We start from the raw sequence: 18,157 nt of genomic DNA, 5'->3' as shown, positions 1-18,157 counted from the left end.
GGGGGTCACAACCCGACCCGCGAGGTGCCCTTCTGAGCGGACTGGTGAGCGTGGTGACTCCCATCATCCGGGTCGTCAGGGCACCTCTTCCTCATCCCGCCTCCGCGCCCGAGAGCCCGCTCGGTCTATCCGGGCCTATCCGGGCTCGGGCATCGAGCTCAGCGGCCGATCTCCACGACGATGCCGTTCTCACCCCGGACGATCTTGCCGCCCTGCGTCCTGGCCTTGGCCGCTGCGTCGGCCGGGGACAGCGAGGGCGTCGACATCGCACGCTCGGCATCGGTGTAGCCGCTGATCTGGCCGTTCTCGTCCAGAACCGGGATCTGGTCCGGGAGGGCGGCGGTGTCGACATTCCCGTTGCCATCCACCCACGTGGGATTGGCGGAGGATTTCCGCGCCGTGTGGATGGTTTCCGGGAAGGTGTGCTCACCCGACCAGACGGGCCCGCCCTTCCAGAACCAGCCCTTCCAGTGGGCGGTGATCGCCACGCTGCCGTAAGTACCCGCGCCGCAGGGCGGCTCGGAGAAGTCCTCGAGCCTCACCGCGAAGGAGAAATAATGGTCGGGGTTGAAAAGAAAGCCGGTGTCCCGGCAGATTCCCCAGAACGGGCCCTGCCGCTTGAGATAGAGGATCCGCGCCGTGATGTTGCCCGGCTCCTGGATCTCCCACTCGCCGCAGGGTCCGTTGGCGCCGGTGAACGCCTCGCCCTCCGCGAACGCACCGCCGTTGCCGTTGGTCGGCAGTACATACGACCTGGTCAGGTGGCAGGCGCCGGTGTCACTGCGGTAGGTCCACGCCTCCTTGCCGACCTCATGCGCCGACGCCGGCGATGCCGCGAGAGCGATCCCCGAACCCGTCGCCGCGAGCAGCGCGGCCACACTTCCGAGTCGCTTCCCGGAAACCTTCTTGATTCGCACCTTCGACTCCTTTCTTCGGTGGCAGGCCAAGTCCACAATGTTCACTGATAAGACGGCCGCCGCTGGTGATCTCGGATTGCAAGGGCCACCGGGCCCGGAGCGGTCTGCTCCGGGCCCGGCACGGACGACACTGCGGAACTGTCCGTTGCCCGACTTCAGATCTCTACGCGGTCGTCACCGTCCGACCACCGCCACGTCGGCGAGCGTCACTGGATCTTGCAGATGCTGCCCGAGATGCTCTGGGGGAAGGTGGCGAAGCCGTACCTGCGGATGGTGGTGGCGGCTCCGGAGTTGGCCCGGCAGATGTAGCCGGGGCCGGCGTTGGGGTTGCTGGTCTTGTCGCCGTAGAAGCGGAGCGCCTGGTCCGACTTGGGCGTCACGCCGTTGTAGGAGATGTTGTAGACGCGCCGGACGCCCAGGAAGTCCGAGGGCTCCTTCACCACGTTGGGGTTGGGGACGAGGTTGGGCGTGGTCCCCGACACCGGGTTCAGGTTGCCCGCGGTGGTCTCCTGGGTCATGAACACCGAGCTGGCGCGCTTGTCGGTCACCACGGCGTTGCCCTGCGCGATCCACTGGGCCACCGAGTAGGGCAGGACGGCGGTCCCGTAGTCGGCCGCGGCGACCTGCGTGCCGTCGTTCTCCTGGACCTTCTTCAGGGCACCGCAGCTCGTGGACGGCTCCGCGCCCAGGACGGTGTTGACGAAGAACGACCGGGTACCGGAGTCGTCCTGCGGGATGTAGCGGACGATGGTGCCGTTGCCACCGCCCACCTGGTTCCAGTTGGTCTTGGTGCAGGAGTAGATGTCGCGGATCTCCTGGATGCTCAGCGAGGCGGGGGCGACCGAACCCGGGAACTTCACCACGCCCACCGCGTCCAGCCCGAAGGCGTAGTACTCGAACGCGGCCGGGTCGGAGCTCGACGGGCCCGAAGACGACCGCGCACCGTCGAAGCAGCCGGTCGTGGCGTTGTCGGTCGGGAACGGCGCGACACCCTGCAGCGCCCGCTTGCCGTCGGACGACCCGTTGGGCGCCGGGTACGGCGGCGGCGTCGCCGGGGCCAGGGCCTTGTCCACGTAGGCGCGAGTACCGCAGTTGGCGTCGCCCGGCACGGAGAAGCCCGGAGCGGCCCCGGGCAGCACCGGGACGTTCTTCACCACGTCGCCGTCGGGGTTGTAGGTGGTGTTGGTGTTGTACTCGGCCGCCAGGGCGTCCATGACGTCCTCGGTGGTGTCCGAGCCGCCCATCGTGATCGTCTGAACGATGCCGTCGCCGGGCGCCACCGCGTTCGCGGGCGCCGCCATGAGGCCGCCCAGGGCCACGGCCGCGGCTCCTGCGAGCAGCACCTTTCTGATGCCAAGTCTCATGACATCCTTCCGGTCACTCGGCCCGGGCCCAGTTACCCGGGGCCAGACCCCATTGAGAGGTCCGTGGGTAACGCCCGACAGGCCGAGAAACGGACGGCCGACGGCCCCACCGTTCAGGCCCGACGACCGGAGGAACGGTCCTGATCGGGGTTCACCCGGCACCACCGCCGGGATCCGCGGCGAGGACCGGCGGCGCCTCGATGGCCGGCGTGAACGCCGCGATGCCCGGCCGGCGGAGGTACCGCCGGCCGGGCATCGTCGGCCACGTGCGGCCCCGGGGCCGGGGCCGTTCAGAGCGCGGAGGCGCTCAGCCGCTCACCTCTTGATCAGACGGGCCCGCCGGGCCAGCCACCGCGTCCGGGCCCGCAGGGCCGCCCACCAAGCCAGCAGGTCGCCTCCCCGGTGCCGGCCGGACGTTCCGTACGCGGTGCCCGAGGTGATCGCGTTGGTGAGGACCAGCGCGGAGATCGGCACGATCAGCACGAGCGCCGCCAGCCCGGCGAACAGCGGGATATGGGTGCCCTGCGCCCCGGCCAGCGCCTGCTGCTGCCCGGCCTTCGTCACCGGCCGCGTCGGATGGTCCCCGTCCGCCCCGGCCGGGTCCGGAGTGTCCCCACCGGGGTTCGAGGCGGGAGTCCCGCCGTTCGGCCCGCCGCCGTCGGGGTCGCCGCCGGGGTCGCCGCCGGGAGGGTCACCGCCGTCCTGGGCGCAGGGTCCCGTGGTCTGCGCGCCGACCTTGTCCACCGCCTTGGCCGCCTCGCTCTTCAACCCCTCGGGCAGCGCCGCGAACCCTGCCGGCAACCGCTGCTGACCGGCCCCGGCCATGTAGCCGAGAACGTCCCGCACCCGGTCGGCGCCCGCGAGACCGGTGCAGGCCGGCGCGTGGGCGTACTCGACGTAGGTGAGCGGGTAGGCGCCCTTGCCGTCGGCCGCGGGGTCGGGCACCAGGGCGCCGTCGGGCAGCCGCTTCATCTGCCCCGCGGCCGCGGTCATGGTCGCCGGGGTGGGGGCCACGTACTCGCCCGCGGCGTTGCGCAGCTTCACGACCGGAAGCCCGAGGTGCGCCGCGGTGGCCGCGTCCGTGAGCACGAAGTTGAGGCATCCGGCCTCGATCGAGCCGCAGTCGCCGACGAAGTCCGGGTTGTCGAGGATCTTGCCGAGGCCGACCCGGTCCCCGGCCAGCGAGAGGAAGCGGCCCCCGGAGGGGTTCAGCACGTCCAGCCGCCACAGCTCCCCGATCGCCTCACCGGGGTCGTCGTACTGGCTGGGGACGTCCGGGTAGCGCCAGTCCTGCGGGGCGTGCCGGGCCAGGTGCCGCGACAGCACCCAGTGCCCGACCTCGCGGGTCGCGTACGCGGCGATGTCCGCGTTCTGCAGCCGGCCGGCGAGAAGCGTGGCCAGCTGCGGGTTGGCCTCCCTGACCGCCGCCTGGTGCCGGCCGGTGACGAGGGCGCCCGACGTGGTCACGAGCTCGGCGAACTGCTCGGGCGTCAGCTTGATGTCGTCGATGTAGGCGGGCCGGTTGAGGCCGCCCATGCCGGACGCCGGGTACTGTCCCGTGATCGCCAGCACCTGGGCGTTCAGCGCCACCGGGACGCCCACCGACGGGCGTTTGGCGACGGCCGCCGCCTGCTCCCCCGCCGTCACGCCGCCGCCGCCGAGGAACACCGTTCCCTGGCCGTCCCGGAAGCCCTCCCGGGCGGTCACGTCGTCGTTGGCGGTGTACTCCATGTCGATGGCCTTGCCGCCGCCGCAGCGGCTCTGCACCCACCCCACGTACGCCGGCGCCAGCCGGTGCGGCCCGACCATGTCGACGACCTCTCCCGGCTTGGGCTCCTCGCACCCCTCGAAGGCGTTCGGCTGCTTCACCGTGAAGGCCAGCGACGACGCCTCCTGGAGGTACACCAGATCGCCGGCCTCCGTGAGGTAGAGGATGGTGAACCCGACTGAGCACCGGCGGCCCGGCTCGCAGGAGAGCGCGGGGGTGTCGGTCGCCGGGTAGGTGTTCTCCCCCTCGGGCGGGACGGTGATCGTGAACGTGAACGTGCCGCCGGGATCGGGGGGCGTCTGGTCCGGCACGTCGATCTTGAGCACGTTCTTGCACACGGTCGGGTAGTTCTCCTCGTCCACGCCCGCGGGCAGCGGAGAGGGGCACAGTTGCGGGTTGGTCAGCACGGCGACCTGGGCGCCGGGGACCTTGAACTTGATCTCCACCCGCACCCGGTCGCCGGGACGGACGTCCGCGAGGTCCGCCAGCGTGGCGGCGGAGATCTCGTAATCCGTCGGGGCGGCCGCCGCGGTGCCGCCCGGGACGATCGACAGGGCGGCCGCGCAGACCAGTAGCACGACCACGCCGGCCGCCTTCCGCAGCCGGTGCATCCAACCCACCACTACCGGTCCTCCCCGTGATCGCGGTCCGCGCGGTACCGCCGCGTCGATGGACCGGGCGCGCGCCGCCATGGCCCGCCGCCAGCGTCCGGCGGCGGCGTGGAGGCGGTCAACGGCGCTCGGAGTCGGTTCACCCGCCGCCCGTCGCGTGTTCACAGTGGTGCCCGGCGCGGGCGCGCGGCCGTGCCCGCACCCGCGCCGGGTGGTCCGGCGATCCGCGGTCACGCCGTGCCCTCCCGCGTCCAGTCACGGCCCGTCCAGTCACGGCGCACCCCGGCGGCATGGGACCGTTCCGCTGCGAGAGAGCCCCCGCCGTGGCCGATCTGGATGACCTTGTCCACCACCTCGGCGTCCCGGGCGCCCGTGCGGAACCGCTGCGCCGCGGCCTGTGCCTCCAGCCGGCGGCCGTAGGCGTGTGCGCTGACGGCGACGCGGCGGCCGTCGAGGCGCATCGTCCACGTCCACTCGCCGCCCTGCACGCTGGTCAGGTCGATCACCGCGGTGGCGGCGTGCGCCCGGACCGCACCGGCGGCCTCGGCGACCTCCTCCGTGCTGGCGAAACCTTCCGCGGCGATCGCGACGATTCGGTGGTTGCGACTCAGCATCCGCCAATAAAACGCAGCGTCGGATGATCGGTAGATTTGGAACCTCATGACATCGCCCTCGGCTGGAGTCGGCTGGAGGCATTCGTCAGACTTTGATCAACAGCAGTAAAATTCAGGGCGCTTTTGAAAGTTCAATGAACGTGGACTTAACGCGCGACGTGGCTGCATGTCGCAGATAATTCACCTGGCTGTATCAGGCCATCAGGTAAACCGCGTCAATGGTGGCGCGTCGGGGGTCGCGCCTTCCCCGCCGGGACGGTCCGCCCCGCTGACGCCACCGGCCCGGCCCCTCGGTGAGAGGCCGGGCCGGCGCGCGGGAGGCCGAGGTCAGGGCCGGGTCAGGGCCGCGTGTGGAGGGCACGGCGGCGGGCGGCGACCATGACGCCTCCCCCGGTCGCCGAGAGCCCCGCGCCGGCCAGCACCAGCGGGACGATGGCGCCGCCGGTCTTCGGCAGCGCGTCGTCGTCGCCCGTGTCGGCGGGGTCGCCACCGCCGCCGTCGGGCGGCGGCGTGGTGCAGTCGGTCGGCGTCGGGCTGGGCGACCCCGTGTCCGTCGGCGTGGTGGTGGGCGTCGTCGAGGCGGTCGTGGTGGCCAGGGCCCGCCGCTTCGCCGACAGCCCCATCGCCCCGTCGCTCGAGTCGCTGGACGTCGCCGTCGGGCTCGTGGTGGGCGTGCCCGTGTCGGTGGGCGTGGGCGACGCGCAGTCGGACGGCGGGTCCGTGGGGCTGCCGGTGGGCGTGGGCGAGCCGGACGTGGGCGTCGTGGTCGGGGTGGTGGCCGCCGCCCGCGCCTCCTGGCTGCCCGTCCCGGTCGGCACGCCCGCGTGCAGGAGCGACACCGTGACGGCGCCCAGGTCGGCCCCGGCGAATTGGCCGGAGGGGAAGGCGTCCGCCCCGGACGCGGTCAGCGTCGCCGGGATCTCGCTCCAGGTGACGTCGCGGCCCGCCGACCGCGGGGGCATGCCGAAGGTCTTCAGCTCGCCGATCTCGGTCTCGGCGGCGGCGGTCGCCGTGGGTGCCGGGGTGCGCGGCGCGCGCGCCTGCCCGGAGGGCTCCCCGCCCGTGCCGGCCGGCCCGACCACCGCGCTCAGCACCGGCCGCGCCGTCCCGCCGAGCTCGGCCACCGGGTCCCGCAGCGTCACCTCGCCTTCGGGGTAGGTGAGCACGACCCAGCCCTCGTACGACACCCGCGCCGCGCCCGAGCGCGTGTCGTAGGTGCCGTTCTCCGCCTTGAACCGGACCGAGCCGTCCTTGAGCACGGTCGCCCCGTCACCGGCCTCCAGCGACGGGACGGGACCGCCGGACCGGGCGGGCCGCCAGTCAAGATGGCCGCCGGTGACACCGGCCACGGTGGCGGGCGCGACCGGCGGCGCGGGCGCGGCCGGGCCGGCGAAGGCGACCCCGCTCACCCCCAGCGCCGCACCGGCCGCCAGCAGCGCCGCCCCGACGGCGGTCATCACGCGGACGCGCGGCGGGGGATTCTTCGAGTTCTCCGTACCGACTTTGCTCATCGCGTGCCGACTTTCCACGAGAGGACATCGAGAGACAACAGTCATGGATTATTATGCCGAGCGCTTCGCCATTGAATTGCGCGACCTTTTTCACCATGGCCCGCCGTCGGCTCTTAACCGTCCATTCACCTCCGCTTGAGAAGGGGGCCGGTCACCGCGATGACACGCTCCTCCCCGATGGTCTCCGGCGCGGCCGGCCCGCACGATCCCCGGTTCCCCGACGACCCGCCGCCCCTGGTCAGCCGCCGGACGGTGTTCGCCGCCGGCGAGATACTGCTCACGCTGGGGCTGGTGGTCCTGCTGTTCGCGGCCTACGAGTTCGCCGGCAAGGCGTGGGCCGCCGACCGCGCCCAGAACGACCTGGACCGGCGCTGGGAACAGGGGCTGCCCGTCCCCGGGCAGCCGATCGGCCGGCTGCACATTCCGCGGCTGGGGAAGAAATGGGTCGTCGCCGAGGGCGTCTCGCGCGGCGCCCTCGCCAAGGGCCCCGGGCACTATCCCGATTCGGACGACCCGGGCGAGGTCGGCAATGTCGCCATCGCCGGTCACCGGATGCCGTCGGTCTTCTGGAACCTGGACCGGCTGCGGGCCGGGGACCCGATCGTGCTGGAGACGCGCAGCGGCTGGTTCGTCTACCGCACCACGCGGTCGAAGGTCGTCCCGCCGACCCGGGTCCAGGTCGTCGCCCCCGACCCCGACAGGCCGAGCGCCAAGCCCAGCCGGCGGCTGCTCACGCTGACCACCTGCAATCCCAAGTTCGACAACTACCAGCGGCTGATCGTGCACGCCGAGCTCAGCCGGGCCCAGGCCAAGAGCGCGGGCCGCCCGCCCGAACTGGCCCGCCGCTGACCGGAACCCGGAACTGGAAGAACTCGGAGGACATCGCGGATGTACGCCTGGATCTGGCACCGGCTGCCCGGCGCCCGGCCCGTCAAGATCGTCGAAGCGGTGCTGCTGGCCGCGGCCGTGCTCGCGCTGCTGTGGTTCGTGGTCTTCCCGCTGCTGGGACCGCTGCTGCCGTTCGACGACGTGACCGTGGACTGAGCGACCGTGGACCGAGCGCCCGCGGACCGACGCGCCCCGGGAACGCCGGGGCCGTCAGGTCCAGGCGGGGAGCAGGCGGGTGCCGGCCTCGGTCGCCAGCACCAGCAGCGCCACCAGGACGGGCGCGCTCAGCACGTAGGTCGACACCATCAGCCAGCGCCGGTAGAGCATGACGGAGGCGTACGCCGCCCCCGCGAACCCGCCCCCGAACAGCAGGAACAGCGGCAGCGCGGCCGGGTCCCCGTGCCGGCCGTCGTGGCCCTCGGAGAGGGTGGCCTGCGGCGTCGCCGGATAGGGCAGCCCCGACATGGCCGCGACCACGACGTAGGCCCGCCCGCTCTCCCAGGGCGCCCAGCTCGCCGAGGTGATCAGCGTGAGCCGGTCGTCCCGGCTCGGCGCCTGGACGTCGCGGCGGGACAGGTTCGTCCGCGCCACCGACCGCACCTTGTACAGCGCCTGCCCCTGCACGGTGAACACGATGATGTCGTCGCCCGGCCGCAGCGAGGTGAGCCTGAGGAAGGGCGCGCCGAAGCCGTGCCGCCGCCCCGCCACCACGGAGTTGCCCGGCTGGCCGGGGCCGGCGGTCCCCGCCACGTGCGCGGGCCCCGCCTGCGTCCCCCCGGGGTCGGCGCCCTCCACGATCACCTGCTGCAGCTTCAGGCGCGGGATCTGCACGATCGCGACGGGCTCGCCGTACCCGGGGACCCGGGGCGTCTCCTGCTTGGCGAACAGCGTCTGCTGCAGCCCCACGGCGCGGGCGATGTCACCGCGCATGTCGTCGAGGAGGGCGCGCTGCTGGCGGCTCTCCATCAGGCCGCCCAGGCCGTACACGACGAGGGCCGCCGAGAGGACGACCGCGGCCGTCCACACCGCGGCGAGCGCCCGGACCCGGCGCCGCGTCCACGGCACGGGCGCGGCGGGCCCGGGAGGCAGGCGGCGGCGGCCGCCGTCCGGGTCCTCGCCCGGGGCGGTCCTGTCCTTGACGGCCTCGATCACCACGACTCCTCGATCACCGGGACTCCTCGGACGCGCGGGCGCGTCCGCCCCTGTGCCGGGGCCCGCCCAGCTTCAGCGGGCGCGCGCGACAGGGTCAACGCCGCCCGGAACCGCTTCACCGTGGTCCCGTCGGGCCTTAACTCCCGCGCCACCCATGCCGGTCGCCGCGCGCGCACACTTGCTGATCAGCGGATGCGGCCGCCGCCGGTGGCGCGGCCGGACCTCCGCGTGTCCCCGACCGACCGCAGGCCCTGCTAGGAGCCCGATGACGACCCTCGCCGGCCCTGCGCCGCCGCCCGAGCCGCCCGCGCCGTCACGGGAGCCGCGTCCACGGCCGCTGACCGAGCGGCTGGGCCGGGCGGACCGCGTGTTCCACCGCGTGGCCGCCGGCGCCGGGGCGGCGCTGTTCCTCCTGCTCGTGCTGATCGGCTTCTTCCTGCTGCTGCGCTCGGCACCGGCGCTGCGGACGGCGGGCTTCGGCTTCTTCACCACCATCGAATGGCGCACCGACGTCGACCCGCCGGTCTTCGGCGTGCTCGGCATGCTGTCCGGAACCGTGATCGTCGCGCTGATCGCCTGCCTGGTCGCGATCCCGGTGAGCCTGCTGGCGGCCCTGTTCATCACCGAGTACGCCTCCGCGCGCCTGCGCGACACGCTGACCGGTGTGGTCGACCTGCTCGCGGCGATCCCGAGCCTGCTGTACGGCCTGTGGGGGATGGCCTACCTCAACGACCGGATCGTCCCGCTGTCGCGCTGGCTGGCCGACAACCTCGGCTGGATCCCGATCTTCTCCACCCGGGCGGAGGCCGAGCTGACCGGCTCGATGTTCATCGCCGGGCTGATCGTCTCGCTGATGGTGATGCCGATCACCACCTCGATCATGCGGGAGGTCTTCGCGCAGACGCCGCCGGGCGAGAAGGAGGCGGCGCTGGCGCTGGGCGGCACGCGCTGGGGCATGATCCGCAACGTGGTGCTGCCGTTCGGGCGCGGCGGCCTGGTCGGCGGCTCGATGCTCGGGCTGGGCCGCGCCCTCGGCGAGACGATCGCGGTCAAGCTGATGCTGCCGCAGGTCCCGATCCTGTCGGGGCACGTCCTGGAGAACGGCGGCGCCACGATCTCGGGCTTCATCGCGCACAACGCCGGCGCCAACGAGAAGATCACCGGCGCGCTGCTGGCGTTCGGCCTGGTGCTGTTCGCCTTCACGATCGCGGTCAACCTGGTCGCCTCGTGGATCATCGCCCGGAGCAGGTCCGGATCGGGAGTGGACGCCTGATGACCATCACACGAGACCCCGGCCCCACCGCCGCCGGCACCGGCACCGGCACCGGCCGGGACGGTGGCGCGGCGCCCCTCCCCCGGCCACAGCGCCGTATCCGCGGCATGACCAGGGAGGACGTCGGGGTGCTCGCGGGCTGCGGGCTGTCCTCGTTCACGCTGATCTGGCTGATCTTCGCCCGGCTGTCGGACGGCGCCGGATGGCTCGGCTTCCTGGTCGCCTGGTACGCGGCCTTCCTGGTCATGCTGTACGTCGTCACCTGGGAGCGGCGCGGCCGGCTCGCCGCGGCCGACCAGGTGGCGGGCACCGTGATCAGGACCGGGATGCTCATGCTGGTGCTGCCGCTCGGCTGGCTGCTGGCGTTCGTGGCGCTGGAGGGCGTGCCGACCCTGCGGCTGACCTTCTTCACCACCGACCAGACCGGGGTCACCCCGGACATGCCCGCCACCGCGGGCGGCGCGCTGCACTCGATCGTCGGCACCCTGGAGCAGGTCGGCATGGCCCTGATCTGGGCGGTTCCGCTGAGCGTGCTCACCGCGATCTACCTCAACGAGACCCGCTCGCGGCTGCGCCGCCCGCTGCGGATCCTGGTGGACGCCATGAGCGGCCTGCCCTCGATCGTGGCGGGCCTGTTCATCTACGCGGCGCTGATCATCCCGCTGGAGGGGGCGCTGTTCAACTTCAACGGGCTGATGGCCAGCCTCGCGCTGAGCATCATCATGCTCCCCACCGTGACGCGCACCATCGAGGTCGTGCTGAGGCTGGTCCCGCAGGGGCTGCGGGAGGCGTCGCTGGCGCTGGGCGCCTCCCGGGCCCGGACGGTCTGGTCGGTGGTCCTGCCGACGGCGCGCACGGGCGTGACCACGGCCGTCGTCCTGGGCATCGCCCGCACGGTCGGCGAGACCGCCCCGCTGCTCTACACCTCCTTCGGGCTGGACCTGTTCAACGCCAATCCGCTGGCCGAGCCGCAGGACAGCCTGCCGCTCTTCGTCTACTCGAACGTGCAGAAGCCGTCGGCGGCCGCGGCGGAACGCGGGTTCGCCGGGGCGGTGGTCCTCATCGGGGTCGTCCTGGGGCTGTTCGCCCTGGCCCGCTACGTGGGCCGGGACCGTTCCCGGAGGCGCTCCCGATGACGCGCCCCTCCCGGCACCGCCGATCACAACGCCGACAAGGAGACCACGTGCCCGCCGTCCAGAAGCCGGAACCATCCGCCGAGCCGCCCGCCGAGCCGTCCATGGAGCCGTCCATGGAGCCGCCCGCGGACGTCCCCACCAGGCGGACGGGCCTGACCACCTCCGACCGGGAGATCGTGCTCACCGGCGGCCCTCCGCCCGGCGCCGCGGAACTGCTGGCCAGGGACGTGTGCGCCTGGTTCGGCGGACGGCTCGTCCTGGACGGCGTCTCCCTGCGGATGGAACCGCGGCGGGTGACCGCCCTCATCGGGCCCTCCGGCTGCGGCAAGTCGACGTTCCTGCGCATCCTCAACCGGATGCACGAACTGGTGCCGGGCGCCGAGCTGGCGGGCGAGGTGCTGCTGGACGGCGAGGACGTCTACGACCCGCGGCAGCGCGCCCAGCAGGTGCGGATGCGGATCGGCATGGTCTTCCAGAAGCCCAACCCGTTCCCCGCGATGAGCATCAAGGAGAACGTGCTCGCCGGCCTCAAACTCGCCGGGATCAAGTGCGGCGACAAGAACGCGCTCGTCGAGCGGAGCCTGCTCCGGGCCGGGCTGTGGAAGGAGGTCCGGGACCGGCTGGACTCCCCCGGCGGGGCGCTGTCGGGCGGGCAGCAGCAGCGCCTGTGCATCGCCCGCTCGCTGGCCGTCCGCCCGAACGTGCTGCTGATGGACGAGCCCTGCTCCGCGCTCGACCCGACCTCCACCCGGCGGATCGAGGAGACCATCGCCGAGATCGGCCACGAGGTCACCGTGGTGATCGTCACGCACAACATGCAGCAGGCGCAGCGGGTCTCCGACCACTGCGCGTTCTTCCTCGCCGAGGAGAACCAGCCGGGACGGATCGTCGAGCACGGCGAGACCGACCGGATGTTCAACTCGCCCACCGACCCTCGCACGCTCGACTACGTCCGGGGCCACTTCGGCTGATCCGGCGCCGCCGCGCCCCCGCGGCGCGGCCGGCCCGCCCTCGGGAGGTACCGCCGTCATGTCCGTCCGCACCGGCCCCGCGCGGCGCTTCCAGCGCGCCGCGCTCGCCGCGCTGCTCCTGCTGTGCGCCTGCTCGGCCGGGCTGGCCGTCGCGGCCGCCCCGGCCGGGGCGGCCACCCTGGTGACGGGTTCGGGATCCAGCTACGTGGCGCTGGCCATGGACGACTGGGTGCGCAGCAGCCAGGTCCGCGGGATCCGGGTCACCTACAACGGCAACCTCGGCTCACCCGGAGGCGTCGACCAGTACAGCAGCCGCCAGGTCGACTTCGCCGGGACCGAGGCCGAGGTGCGCTCGCTCATGAACGGCGACCCCGACCTGCCCCGCGGCTACCAGTACGTGCCCGACGTCGCGGGCGCCGTGTCGATCATGTACAACGTGCGGGACGCGGCCGGAAACAAGATCAACTGGCTGCATCTGAGCCAGCGCACCGTCTCCAAGATCTTCACCGGCGCCATCTCACGCTGGTCGCATCCGGAGATCTCCGCCGACAACCGCGGGGTCAGGCTGCCCGACCAGCCGATCAAGGTCGTCTACCGCACCGGCCGGTCCGGCACCACCGCGCTGTTCTACGACTTCGTCCGGGAGGCCGCGCGGGACGTCTACGAGCCGTGGCGGGAGCGGCACCGCCTCCCCGACCGCCGCATCGTCGAGCTGCCCGAGCGCGGGCCCTCCGGAAGCTTCGCGCCCAACATCGTCGGCATGACCACCTCCGACGCCATGGCCGCCTACGTCGCCAGCCGCAACGGCGAGTGGAGCATCGGGTACGACGAGTTCGGCTACGCCATCAAGCACAACGCGCCCGCCGCCTACATCAGGAACGGCGCGGGCAAGTGGGTCCAGCCGTACGCGGAGAACATCGCCGAGGCCCTCAAGGACGCCGATCTGCGGGCCGACCTGAGCCAGGAGCTCTCGGGCGTCTACACCTCCCGCCGCGCCAAGGCGTACCCGATCTCCGCCTACAGCTACATGATGGTCCAGTGCCATGCGGGGCGTGGCCGCGACACCTGCCGGGGCCCCTACTCCGACGGCGGCAAGGCCGACACCCTCGCCAAGTTCATGCGGTTCGTGGCCTGCGACGGACAGGTCAAGATGGCGCGGATCGGCTATTCCCCGCTCCCCCCGAACCTCTCGCAGGAGATGGTGAACTCCATCGCGCGGATGACCGGGCGGACGGCCGAGCAGCTGTCCCGGGGCAACTGCGCCAACCCGACGTTCTCCGGCGGCCTGGGCGAGGGCGCCAAGGCCCCGGACGACCCGTTCGACCGGCTGAACGGCGGCAACGGGCCGGGCGGGAACGGGCCGTCGGCCGGCCCGTCCGCCGGCGCCGGGGCCACGGCCGGAGCGGGGGCCGGAGCGGGAGGGCCCGGGACAACCGGTCCGGGCACGGGCACCGGGCAGAGCCGCGGCGCCAGACCGGTGGGCTTCAACGGCCCGGCCTCCCCCGGACTCGGCGCACTGCCCGTCCTGGTGCTCCTGCTCACGCTCGCCGTGCCGCCCGCGGTGATCGCCGCCGTCCGCCGGCGCGGCTGAGCCGTTGGCCCGGGGCCGGGGCGGTCAGAGGCCGTACCGCTCCGGCTTGGGCGAGCGGGAGATCAGCGCGCTGGCCGCGTCGGCGATCGGGACGCCCTCGTACAGCACCTGCACCACCGCCTCGGTGATCGGCATCTCCACGTTGTGCTTGCGGGCCAGCTCGTGCACGGCCCCGGACGACTTCACGCCCTCGGCGGTCTGCTTGGTCACGGCGACCACCTGCTCCAGCGTCATGCCGCGGCCGAGGTTCTCCCCGAACGTGCGGTTGCGCGACAACGGCGAGCTGCACGTGCCGATCAGGTCGCCCATCCCGGCCAGCCCCGCGAAGGTGTGCTCGTCGGCGCCCAGCGCCGCGCCCAGCCGCGCGATCTCGGCCAGCCCGCGGGTCATCAGCAGCGCCCGCGTGTTGTCGCCGAACCCGAGCCCGACCGCCATCCCCACGCACAGCGCGACGATGTTCTTCACCGCGCCGCCCAGCTCCACGCCCACCACGTCGGTGCTGGTGTAGACGCGGAAGTACGGGGTCATGGTGGCGGACTGGAGCCGCCGCGCGGCGTCCTCGTCGGCGCACGCCGACACCGCGGCGCCCGGCTGGCCGGCGGCGATCTCCCGGGCCAGGTTGGGGCCGGAGAACACCGCGACCCGCTCGGCGGGCACGTCGGCGACCTCCCCGATCACCTCCGACATCCGCCGGCAGGTGCCCAGCTCCACCCCCTTCATCAGGCTGACCAGCACCGACTCGGGCGGCAGCAGGGGCACCCAGGCGGCGAGGTTCTCCCGCAGGGTCTGCGCGGGCACCGCCAGCGCCACGAAGTCGGCCCCCGCCAGCGCCTCGGCCGGGTCGGTGGTGGCGCGCAGCCCGGCGGGCAGCTCCACGCCGGGCAGGTAGTCGGCGTTCTCGTGCCGCTCGTTGACCGCCTCCACCACGGGGGCGCGGCGGCCCCACAGCGTGACCTCGCCGCCCGCGTCGCACAGCAGCTTGGCGACCGTCGTCCCCCAGGACCCCGCGCCCATGACGGCGGTACGGAAGGTCACAGAGCCCCCTCGCGTGTCATGACGCCTCCTCCCCTGCGGCGCCGAGGCCGCGGCGCCGCTCCTCCAGCACCCTATGGTGGTCGTAGAGCTCCTCGGGCGGCTCTTGGCCGCGCAGCTCCCCGAGCAGGGCGGCGATCTGCCGCATGATGTCGTCGGCGGCCTCGCGCAGCACGGCCTTGTCGAGCGGACGGCCCTCGTACCGCGACAGGTCGACCGGCGGCCCCGCGATCACCTTCATCGTCTTGCGCGGGAACGGGTGGAAGCCCTTCTTCAGGGATCCGGCCAGGCCGCGCCGCTCGCCCTTGGTGTAGGGCAGCAGCTCGTGCGCGCCCCAGCTCGCCACCGGCACCACCTTGGCACCGGTCTGCAGCGCCATCCGCGCCACGCCCGTCTGGCCCGTCATCGGCCACAGCTCGGGGTCGCGGGTGCAGCTGCCCTCCGGGTAGAACATCAGGCACTCGCCGGCCAGCAGCGCCTCCTCGGCGTCCCGGAGCGCCAGCGCGGCGTCGGCGCTGTCGCGGTAGACGGGGATCTGGCCGGTCCCGCGCAGCACGGTCCGGACGAACCGCACGTCGAACAGCGTCGACTTGGCGAGGTAGACCGGGTAGCGGCCGGACGCGTACACGAAGTGGGCCAGCGCGAGCGGGTCGGCCTCGGAGATGTGGTTGGCGGCGATGATGACGCAGCCCTCGCGCGGGACGTTGTCACGTCCCCGCCACTCCCTCTTCAGGAGCCCGTTGAGCAGGGGCCGCAGGATGACGATCGTCACCTTCCGCCAACCCGGCGAGTACGCGTGACCCATCCCGTCCCCTCCTCGGTCGCTCCACGGTGTGCGTGGGGTGTCCTCAAGTGTCGCGGCGCTTGCGCATAGTGTCGAGTTGCCATGTCTACAGCAGAGCGCAGTACACCCCAGCACCCGGAGCCTCCGCTCCGATGGTCGCTCGTCGTGCCGGTCAAGGTGCTGGCCCGGGCGAAGACCCGAATGTCCGGGGCCGCCGGGCCGCACCGCGAGGCGCTCGCGCTGGCGGTGGCGGCCGACACCGTGGCCGCCGCGCTGCGCTGCGACCGGGTGCGTCGTGTGATCGTGGTCACCGACGACCCGGTGCCGGCGGCCGAGCTGGCCGCGCTGGGGGCGCGGATCGTACCGGACGAGCCGGACGCGGGCCTCAATCCGGCCCTGGTGCACGGGGCGTCCCGCGGCCGCGAGGACGCCCCCGGCGACGGGGTCGGGGCGGTCTCGGCGGACCTGCCCGCGCTGCGTCCCGGGGAGCTGGCCCGGGTCCTGGACGCCGCGGCGGGGTGGCCGGAGGCGTTCGTGCCGGACGCGGCCGGGATCGGGACGACGCTCTACACGGCCCGGCCGGGCGTGCCGTTCTCCCCGGCGTTCGGGCAGGACTCGCGGGCCGCGCACCGCGCGCGGGGGGCGCGGGAGCTGCTGCCCGGCGACATCGACAGCGTGCGGCGCGACGTCGACACCCTGGACGATCTGCGCGCCGCGCTCGCCCTGGGCACGGGCCCGCGGACCGCGGCCGTGGCCGAGCTGCTGCCCGCCTTCCGCGCCTCGGCGTGACGATCACCGGCGCGGGGCGGCGGGACGCCTGAGTAGGGTGCTGGCCATGCAGGCAACGGTGCGGCACTTCGACGCCGGGACCCGCTCGGGCAGCGTCCTGCTCGACGACGGGACCGAGCTGCCCTTCGACACGGAGGCGTTCGACGCGGGGGGCCTGCGGCTGCTGCGCCTCGGCCAGCGGGTCAACATCGCCGTCGAGGGCGCGGCGGGCGACGCGAGCGGGGCCGGGCCCGGCCGGATCACGGTGATCACCCTGTCGACGTTCCCGCTGCCCTGACCCCGCCCCCGCCACCGGATCGGAACCCGGGGGCCCTGGACGCGAGAACGCCCGGGGCCGCGGACGAAACCGCGGCCCCGGGCGCTGTCGAAGGGTGCTACTTCTTTCCGGCCACCAGGTTCTTGAAGTCGGCGCCCGCCTTGAACTTCGGCACCGACGTCGCGGGGACCTGGATGGTCTTGCCCGTTGCGGGGTTACGGGCCGTACGGGCAGGCCGGTCGGCCTTCTCGAACGAACCGAACCCGGTGATCGCGACCTTGTCGCCCTTGGCGACGGCGGTCTGAATCGTGTCCAGGATCGCGTCGACGGCCTCGGCTGCGGCCTTCTTGCTGCCCAGCCGGTCAGAGATCGCGTCGACCAGCTCACGCTTGTTCATGGGTTACTCCTCTAGTTCCCCCCTTGCCCGAACGAAACTAAAGGGTCGATAGCACCGACACAATCACCTGCAAGCAAGAGTTCCCGTGTCGCAGGCGTTTTTGTCGGTCTCGCCCCCGTCTCGCCGGGCAGCCGGACCGGATCCGGCCACCCCGCACGCTAGCGGGCGTCCGGCGCCCTGCGGAAATCGGTGAGGAAGGTCTCCAGCCTGCGTCCGGCCAGCGCGGGGTCGCGTTTGGCCAGATCGGTGATCGCCAGGAGGTGCCGGATGAGCCGGCGCCGGGTCTCCTGTGGCAGCGGCGCCACCAGCCGGTGGGCTTCCCTCAGCTGCTGGGCGAGGCGGGTGAGCGCAGGGTCCTCCCACTCAGGACCGGTCCACGGGTCCCTGTCCCGTGCCTCCGGTTCAGTCAATGTCCAAGCCCCCAACGAGTCGAGCGTGTCTCCGCACCTTATGAATTGTCGTCGGTGAGGAGACACGCTCGTGCATCCGGGGGGCGGTCGGCGCCCCGAAGCCCTAGGCCGTGACGGGGAGCCAGGAGGCGCGGCGGCCCTCGTAGGCGGCGATGTCGTCGGCGTGGCGGAGGGTCAGGCCGATGTCGTCCATGCCCTCCATGAGCCGCCAGCGGGTGTAGTCGTCGATCTCGAAGGAGGCGGTCAGGTCGCCGCTGCGCACTTCGCGGGCGCCGAGGTCGACGGTGATCTCCGCGGTGGGGTCGCTCTCGGCCTGGGCCTGGAGCGCCTCGACGGTCTCGGCCGGCAGGATCACCGGCAGCAGGCCCATCTTGGTGGAGTTGTTGCGGAAGATGTCGCCGAAGCGCGGCGCGATGACGACGCGGAAGCCGTACTGCTGCAGGGCCCAGACGGCGTGCTCGCGGGACGACCCCGTCCCGAAGTCCGGCCCGGCGATCAGGACGCTCGCGCCCTCGTACTGCGGCTGGTTGAGCACGAAGCCCGGGTCCTCGCGCCAGGCGGAGAACAGGCCCTTGTCGAAGCCGGTGCGGCTGACCTGCTTGAGCCAGACGGCCGGGATGATCTGGTCGGTGTCGACGTTGCTGCGGCGCAGCGGCACGCCGCGCCCGGTGTGGGTGGTGAACGCTTCCATGA

General features: G+C 72.9%; 19 protein-coding genes. 8 read left to right on the top strand and 11 right to left on the bottom strand.

Annotation, left to right across the window (positions count from 1 at the left end; all coding sequences use genetic code 11):
• Positions 1-158: 158 nt before the first annotated feature.
• The 5 genes from ACZ466_RS32960 to ACZ466_RS32940 all read right to left on the bottom strand — a co-directional run bounded on the left by ACZ466_RS32960 (position 159) and on the right by ACZ466_RS32940 (position 6,785).
• Complete coding sequence (locus tag ACZ466_RS32960) at positions 159-917, bottom strand: hypothetical protein (protein WP_378287730.1); 759 nt, start codon at positions 915-917, stop codon at positions 159-161.
• Between the two features lie 206 nt (positions 918-1,123).
• Positions 1,124-2,281 carry a substrate-binding domain-containing protein gene (locus ACZ466_RS32955; RefSeq protein ID WP_378287729.1) on the bottom strand — a complete coding sequence of 386 codons (1,158 nt, stop codon included), beginning with the start codon at positions 2,279-2,281 and terminating at the stop codon, positions 1,124-1,126.
• A gap of 315 nt (positions 2,282-2,596) precedes the next feature.
• Positions 2,597-4,660, bottom strand: a complete 2,064-nt coding sequence (locus ACZ466_RS32950; RefSeq protein ID WP_378287728.1) for a hypothetical protein — start codon at positions 4,658-4,660, stop codon at positions 2,597-2,599.
• Positions 4,661-4,890: 230 nt separating this feature from the next.
• On the bottom strand, positions 4,891-5,322 hold the full coding sequence (locus ACZ466_RS32945; protein WP_378287727.1) for a DUF1508 domain-containing protein: 432 nt from the start codon (positions 5,320-5,322) through the stop codon (positions 4,891-4,893).
• Between the two features lie 290 nt (positions 5,323-5,612).
• Positions 5,613-6,785 (bottom strand): HtaA domain-containing protein, encoded by a 1,173-nt coding sequence (locus tag ACZ466_RS32940; protein WP_378287726.1) that lies wholly within the window; start codon positions 6,783-6,785, stop codon positions 5,613-5,615.
• 159 nt (positions 6,786-6,944) lie between these two features.
• Between ACZ466_RS32940 and ACZ466_RS32935 the strand changes: the two genes are divergently transcribed.
• Positions 6,945-7,634 (top strand): class E sortase, encoded by a 690-nt coding sequence (locus ACZ466_RS32935; RefSeq protein WP_378287725.1) that lies wholly within the window; start codon positions 6,945-6,947, stop codon positions 7,632-7,634.
• A 39-nt stretch (positions 7,635-7,673) separates the two neighbouring features.
• Entirely contained in the window at positions 7,674-7,829 is a 156-nt protein-coding gene (locus ACZ466_RS32930) for a hypothetical protein (RefSeq protein WP_378287724.1), read from the top strand.
• A 54-nt stretch (positions 7,830-7,883) separates the two neighbouring features.
• On the opposite strand, the gene ACZ466_RS32925 is transcribed toward ACZ466_RS32930, so the two are convergent.
• Positions 7,884-8,825, bottom strand: a complete 942-nt coding sequence (locus ACZ466_RS32925) for a sortase (protein WP_378287723.1) — start codon at positions 8,823-8,825, stop codon at positions 7,884-7,886.
• A 265-nt stretch (positions 8,826-9,090) separates the two neighbouring features.
• Here ACZ466_RS32925 and pstC point away from each other — a divergent pair, with 265 nt between their 5' ends.
• Genes pstC through ACZ466_RS32905 form a run of 4 tightly spaced genes read left to right on the top strand, consistent with a single transcriptional unit; the run spans position 9,091 to position 13,796 of the window.
• Positions 9,091-10,098: a phosphate ABC transporter permease subunit PstC gene (gene pstC / locus ACZ466_RS32920; RefSeq protein ID WP_378287722.1), complete on the top strand. Its 1,008-nt coding sequence runs from the start codon at positions 9,091-9,093 to the stop codon at positions 10,096-10,098.
• Positions 10,098-11,234, top strand: coding sequence for a phosphate ABC transporter permease PstA (gene pstA / locus ACZ466_RS32915; protein ID WP_378287721.1), 1,137 nt, complete (start codon positions 10,098-10,100; stop codon positions 11,232-11,234). The genes pstC and pstA overlap by 1 nt, the downstream gene beginning before the upstream one ends.
• 47 nt (positions 11,235-11,281) lie before the next feature.
• Positions 11,282-12,205 (top strand): phosphate ABC transporter ATP-binding protein, encoded by a 924-nt coding sequence (locus tag ACZ466_RS32910; RefSeq protein ID WP_378287720.1) that lies wholly within the window; start codon positions 11,282-11,284, stop codon positions 12,203-12,205.
• Between the two features lie 58 nt (positions 12,206-12,263).
• Positions 12,264-13,796: a substrate-binding domain-containing protein gene (locus ACZ466_RS32905; RefSeq protein WP_464041780.1), complete on the top strand. Its 1,533-nt coding sequence runs from the start codon at positions 12,264-12,266 to the stop codon at positions 13,794-13,796.
• Between the two features lie 24 nt (positions 13,797-13,820).
• Here the strand turns inward: ACZ466_RS32905 and ACZ466_RS32900 are convergent, their stop codons facing one another.
• Entirely contained in the window at positions 13,821-14,810 is a 990-nt protein-coding gene (locus tag ACZ466_RS32900; RefSeq protein WP_378287760.1) for an NAD(P)H-dependent glycerol-3-phosphate dehydrogenase, read from the bottom strand.
• A 37-nt stretch (positions 14,811-14,847) separates the two neighbouring features.
• Positions 14,848-15,633 carry a lysophospholipid acyltransferase family protein gene (locus ACZ466_RS32895; protein ID WP_378287718.1) on the bottom strand — a complete coding sequence of 262 codons (786 nt, stop codon included), beginning with the start codon at positions 15,631-15,633 and terminating at the stop codon, positions 14,848-14,850.
• An 81-nt stretch (positions 15,634-15,714) separates the two neighbouring features.
• Between ACZ466_RS32895 and cofC the strand changes: the two genes are divergently transcribed.
• Together cofC and ACZ466_RS32885 are read left to right on the top strand one after the other, a co-directional pair.
• A complete protein-coding gene (gene cofC / locus ACZ466_RS32890) occupies positions 15,715-16,401 on the top strand; it encodes a 2-phospho-L-lactate guanylyltransferase (RefSeq protein WP_378287717.1) in 687 nt (228 codons plus the stop codon).
• A 46-nt stretch (positions 16,402-16,447) separates the two neighbouring features.
• Positions 16,448-16,678 (top strand): hypothetical protein, encoded by a 231-nt coding sequence (locus tag ACZ466_RS32885; protein WP_378287716.1) that lies wholly within the window; start codon positions 16,448-16,450, stop codon positions 16,676-16,678.
• Between the two features lie 97 nt (positions 16,679-16,775).
• Here the strand turns inward: ACZ466_RS32885 and ACZ466_RS32880 are convergent, their stop codons facing one another.
• The 3 genes from ACZ466_RS32880 to leuD form a co-directional block, all read right to left on the bottom strand.
• Positions 16,776-17,054: an HU family DNA-binding protein gene (locus ACZ466_RS32880; RefSeq protein ID WP_378287715.1), complete on the bottom strand. Its 279-nt coding sequence runs from the start codon at positions 17,052-17,054 to the stop codon at positions 16,776-16,778.
• Positions 17,055-17,212: 158 nt separating this feature from the next.
• Complete coding sequence (locus ACZ466_RS32875; RefSeq protein ID WP_378287714.1) at positions 17,213-17,464, bottom strand: SCO5555 family protein; 252 nt, start codon at positions 17,462-17,464, stop codon at positions 17,213-17,215.
• A 103-nt stretch (positions 17,465-17,567) separates the two neighbouring features.
• Positions 17,568-18,155: a 3-isopropylmalate dehydratase small subunit gene (leuD, locus tag ACZ466_RS32870; protein ID WP_378287713.1), complete on the bottom strand. Its 588-nt coding sequence runs from the start codon at positions 18,153-18,155 to the stop codon at positions 17,568-17,570.
• Positions 18,156-18,157 lie beyond the last annotated feature (2 nt).

This window comes from Actinomadura rugatobispora, assembly GCF_055379765.1.
The sequence above is the reverse complement of the archived record's forward strand: the minus strand, read 5'-3'. Positions and strand labels throughout refer to the sequence as shown.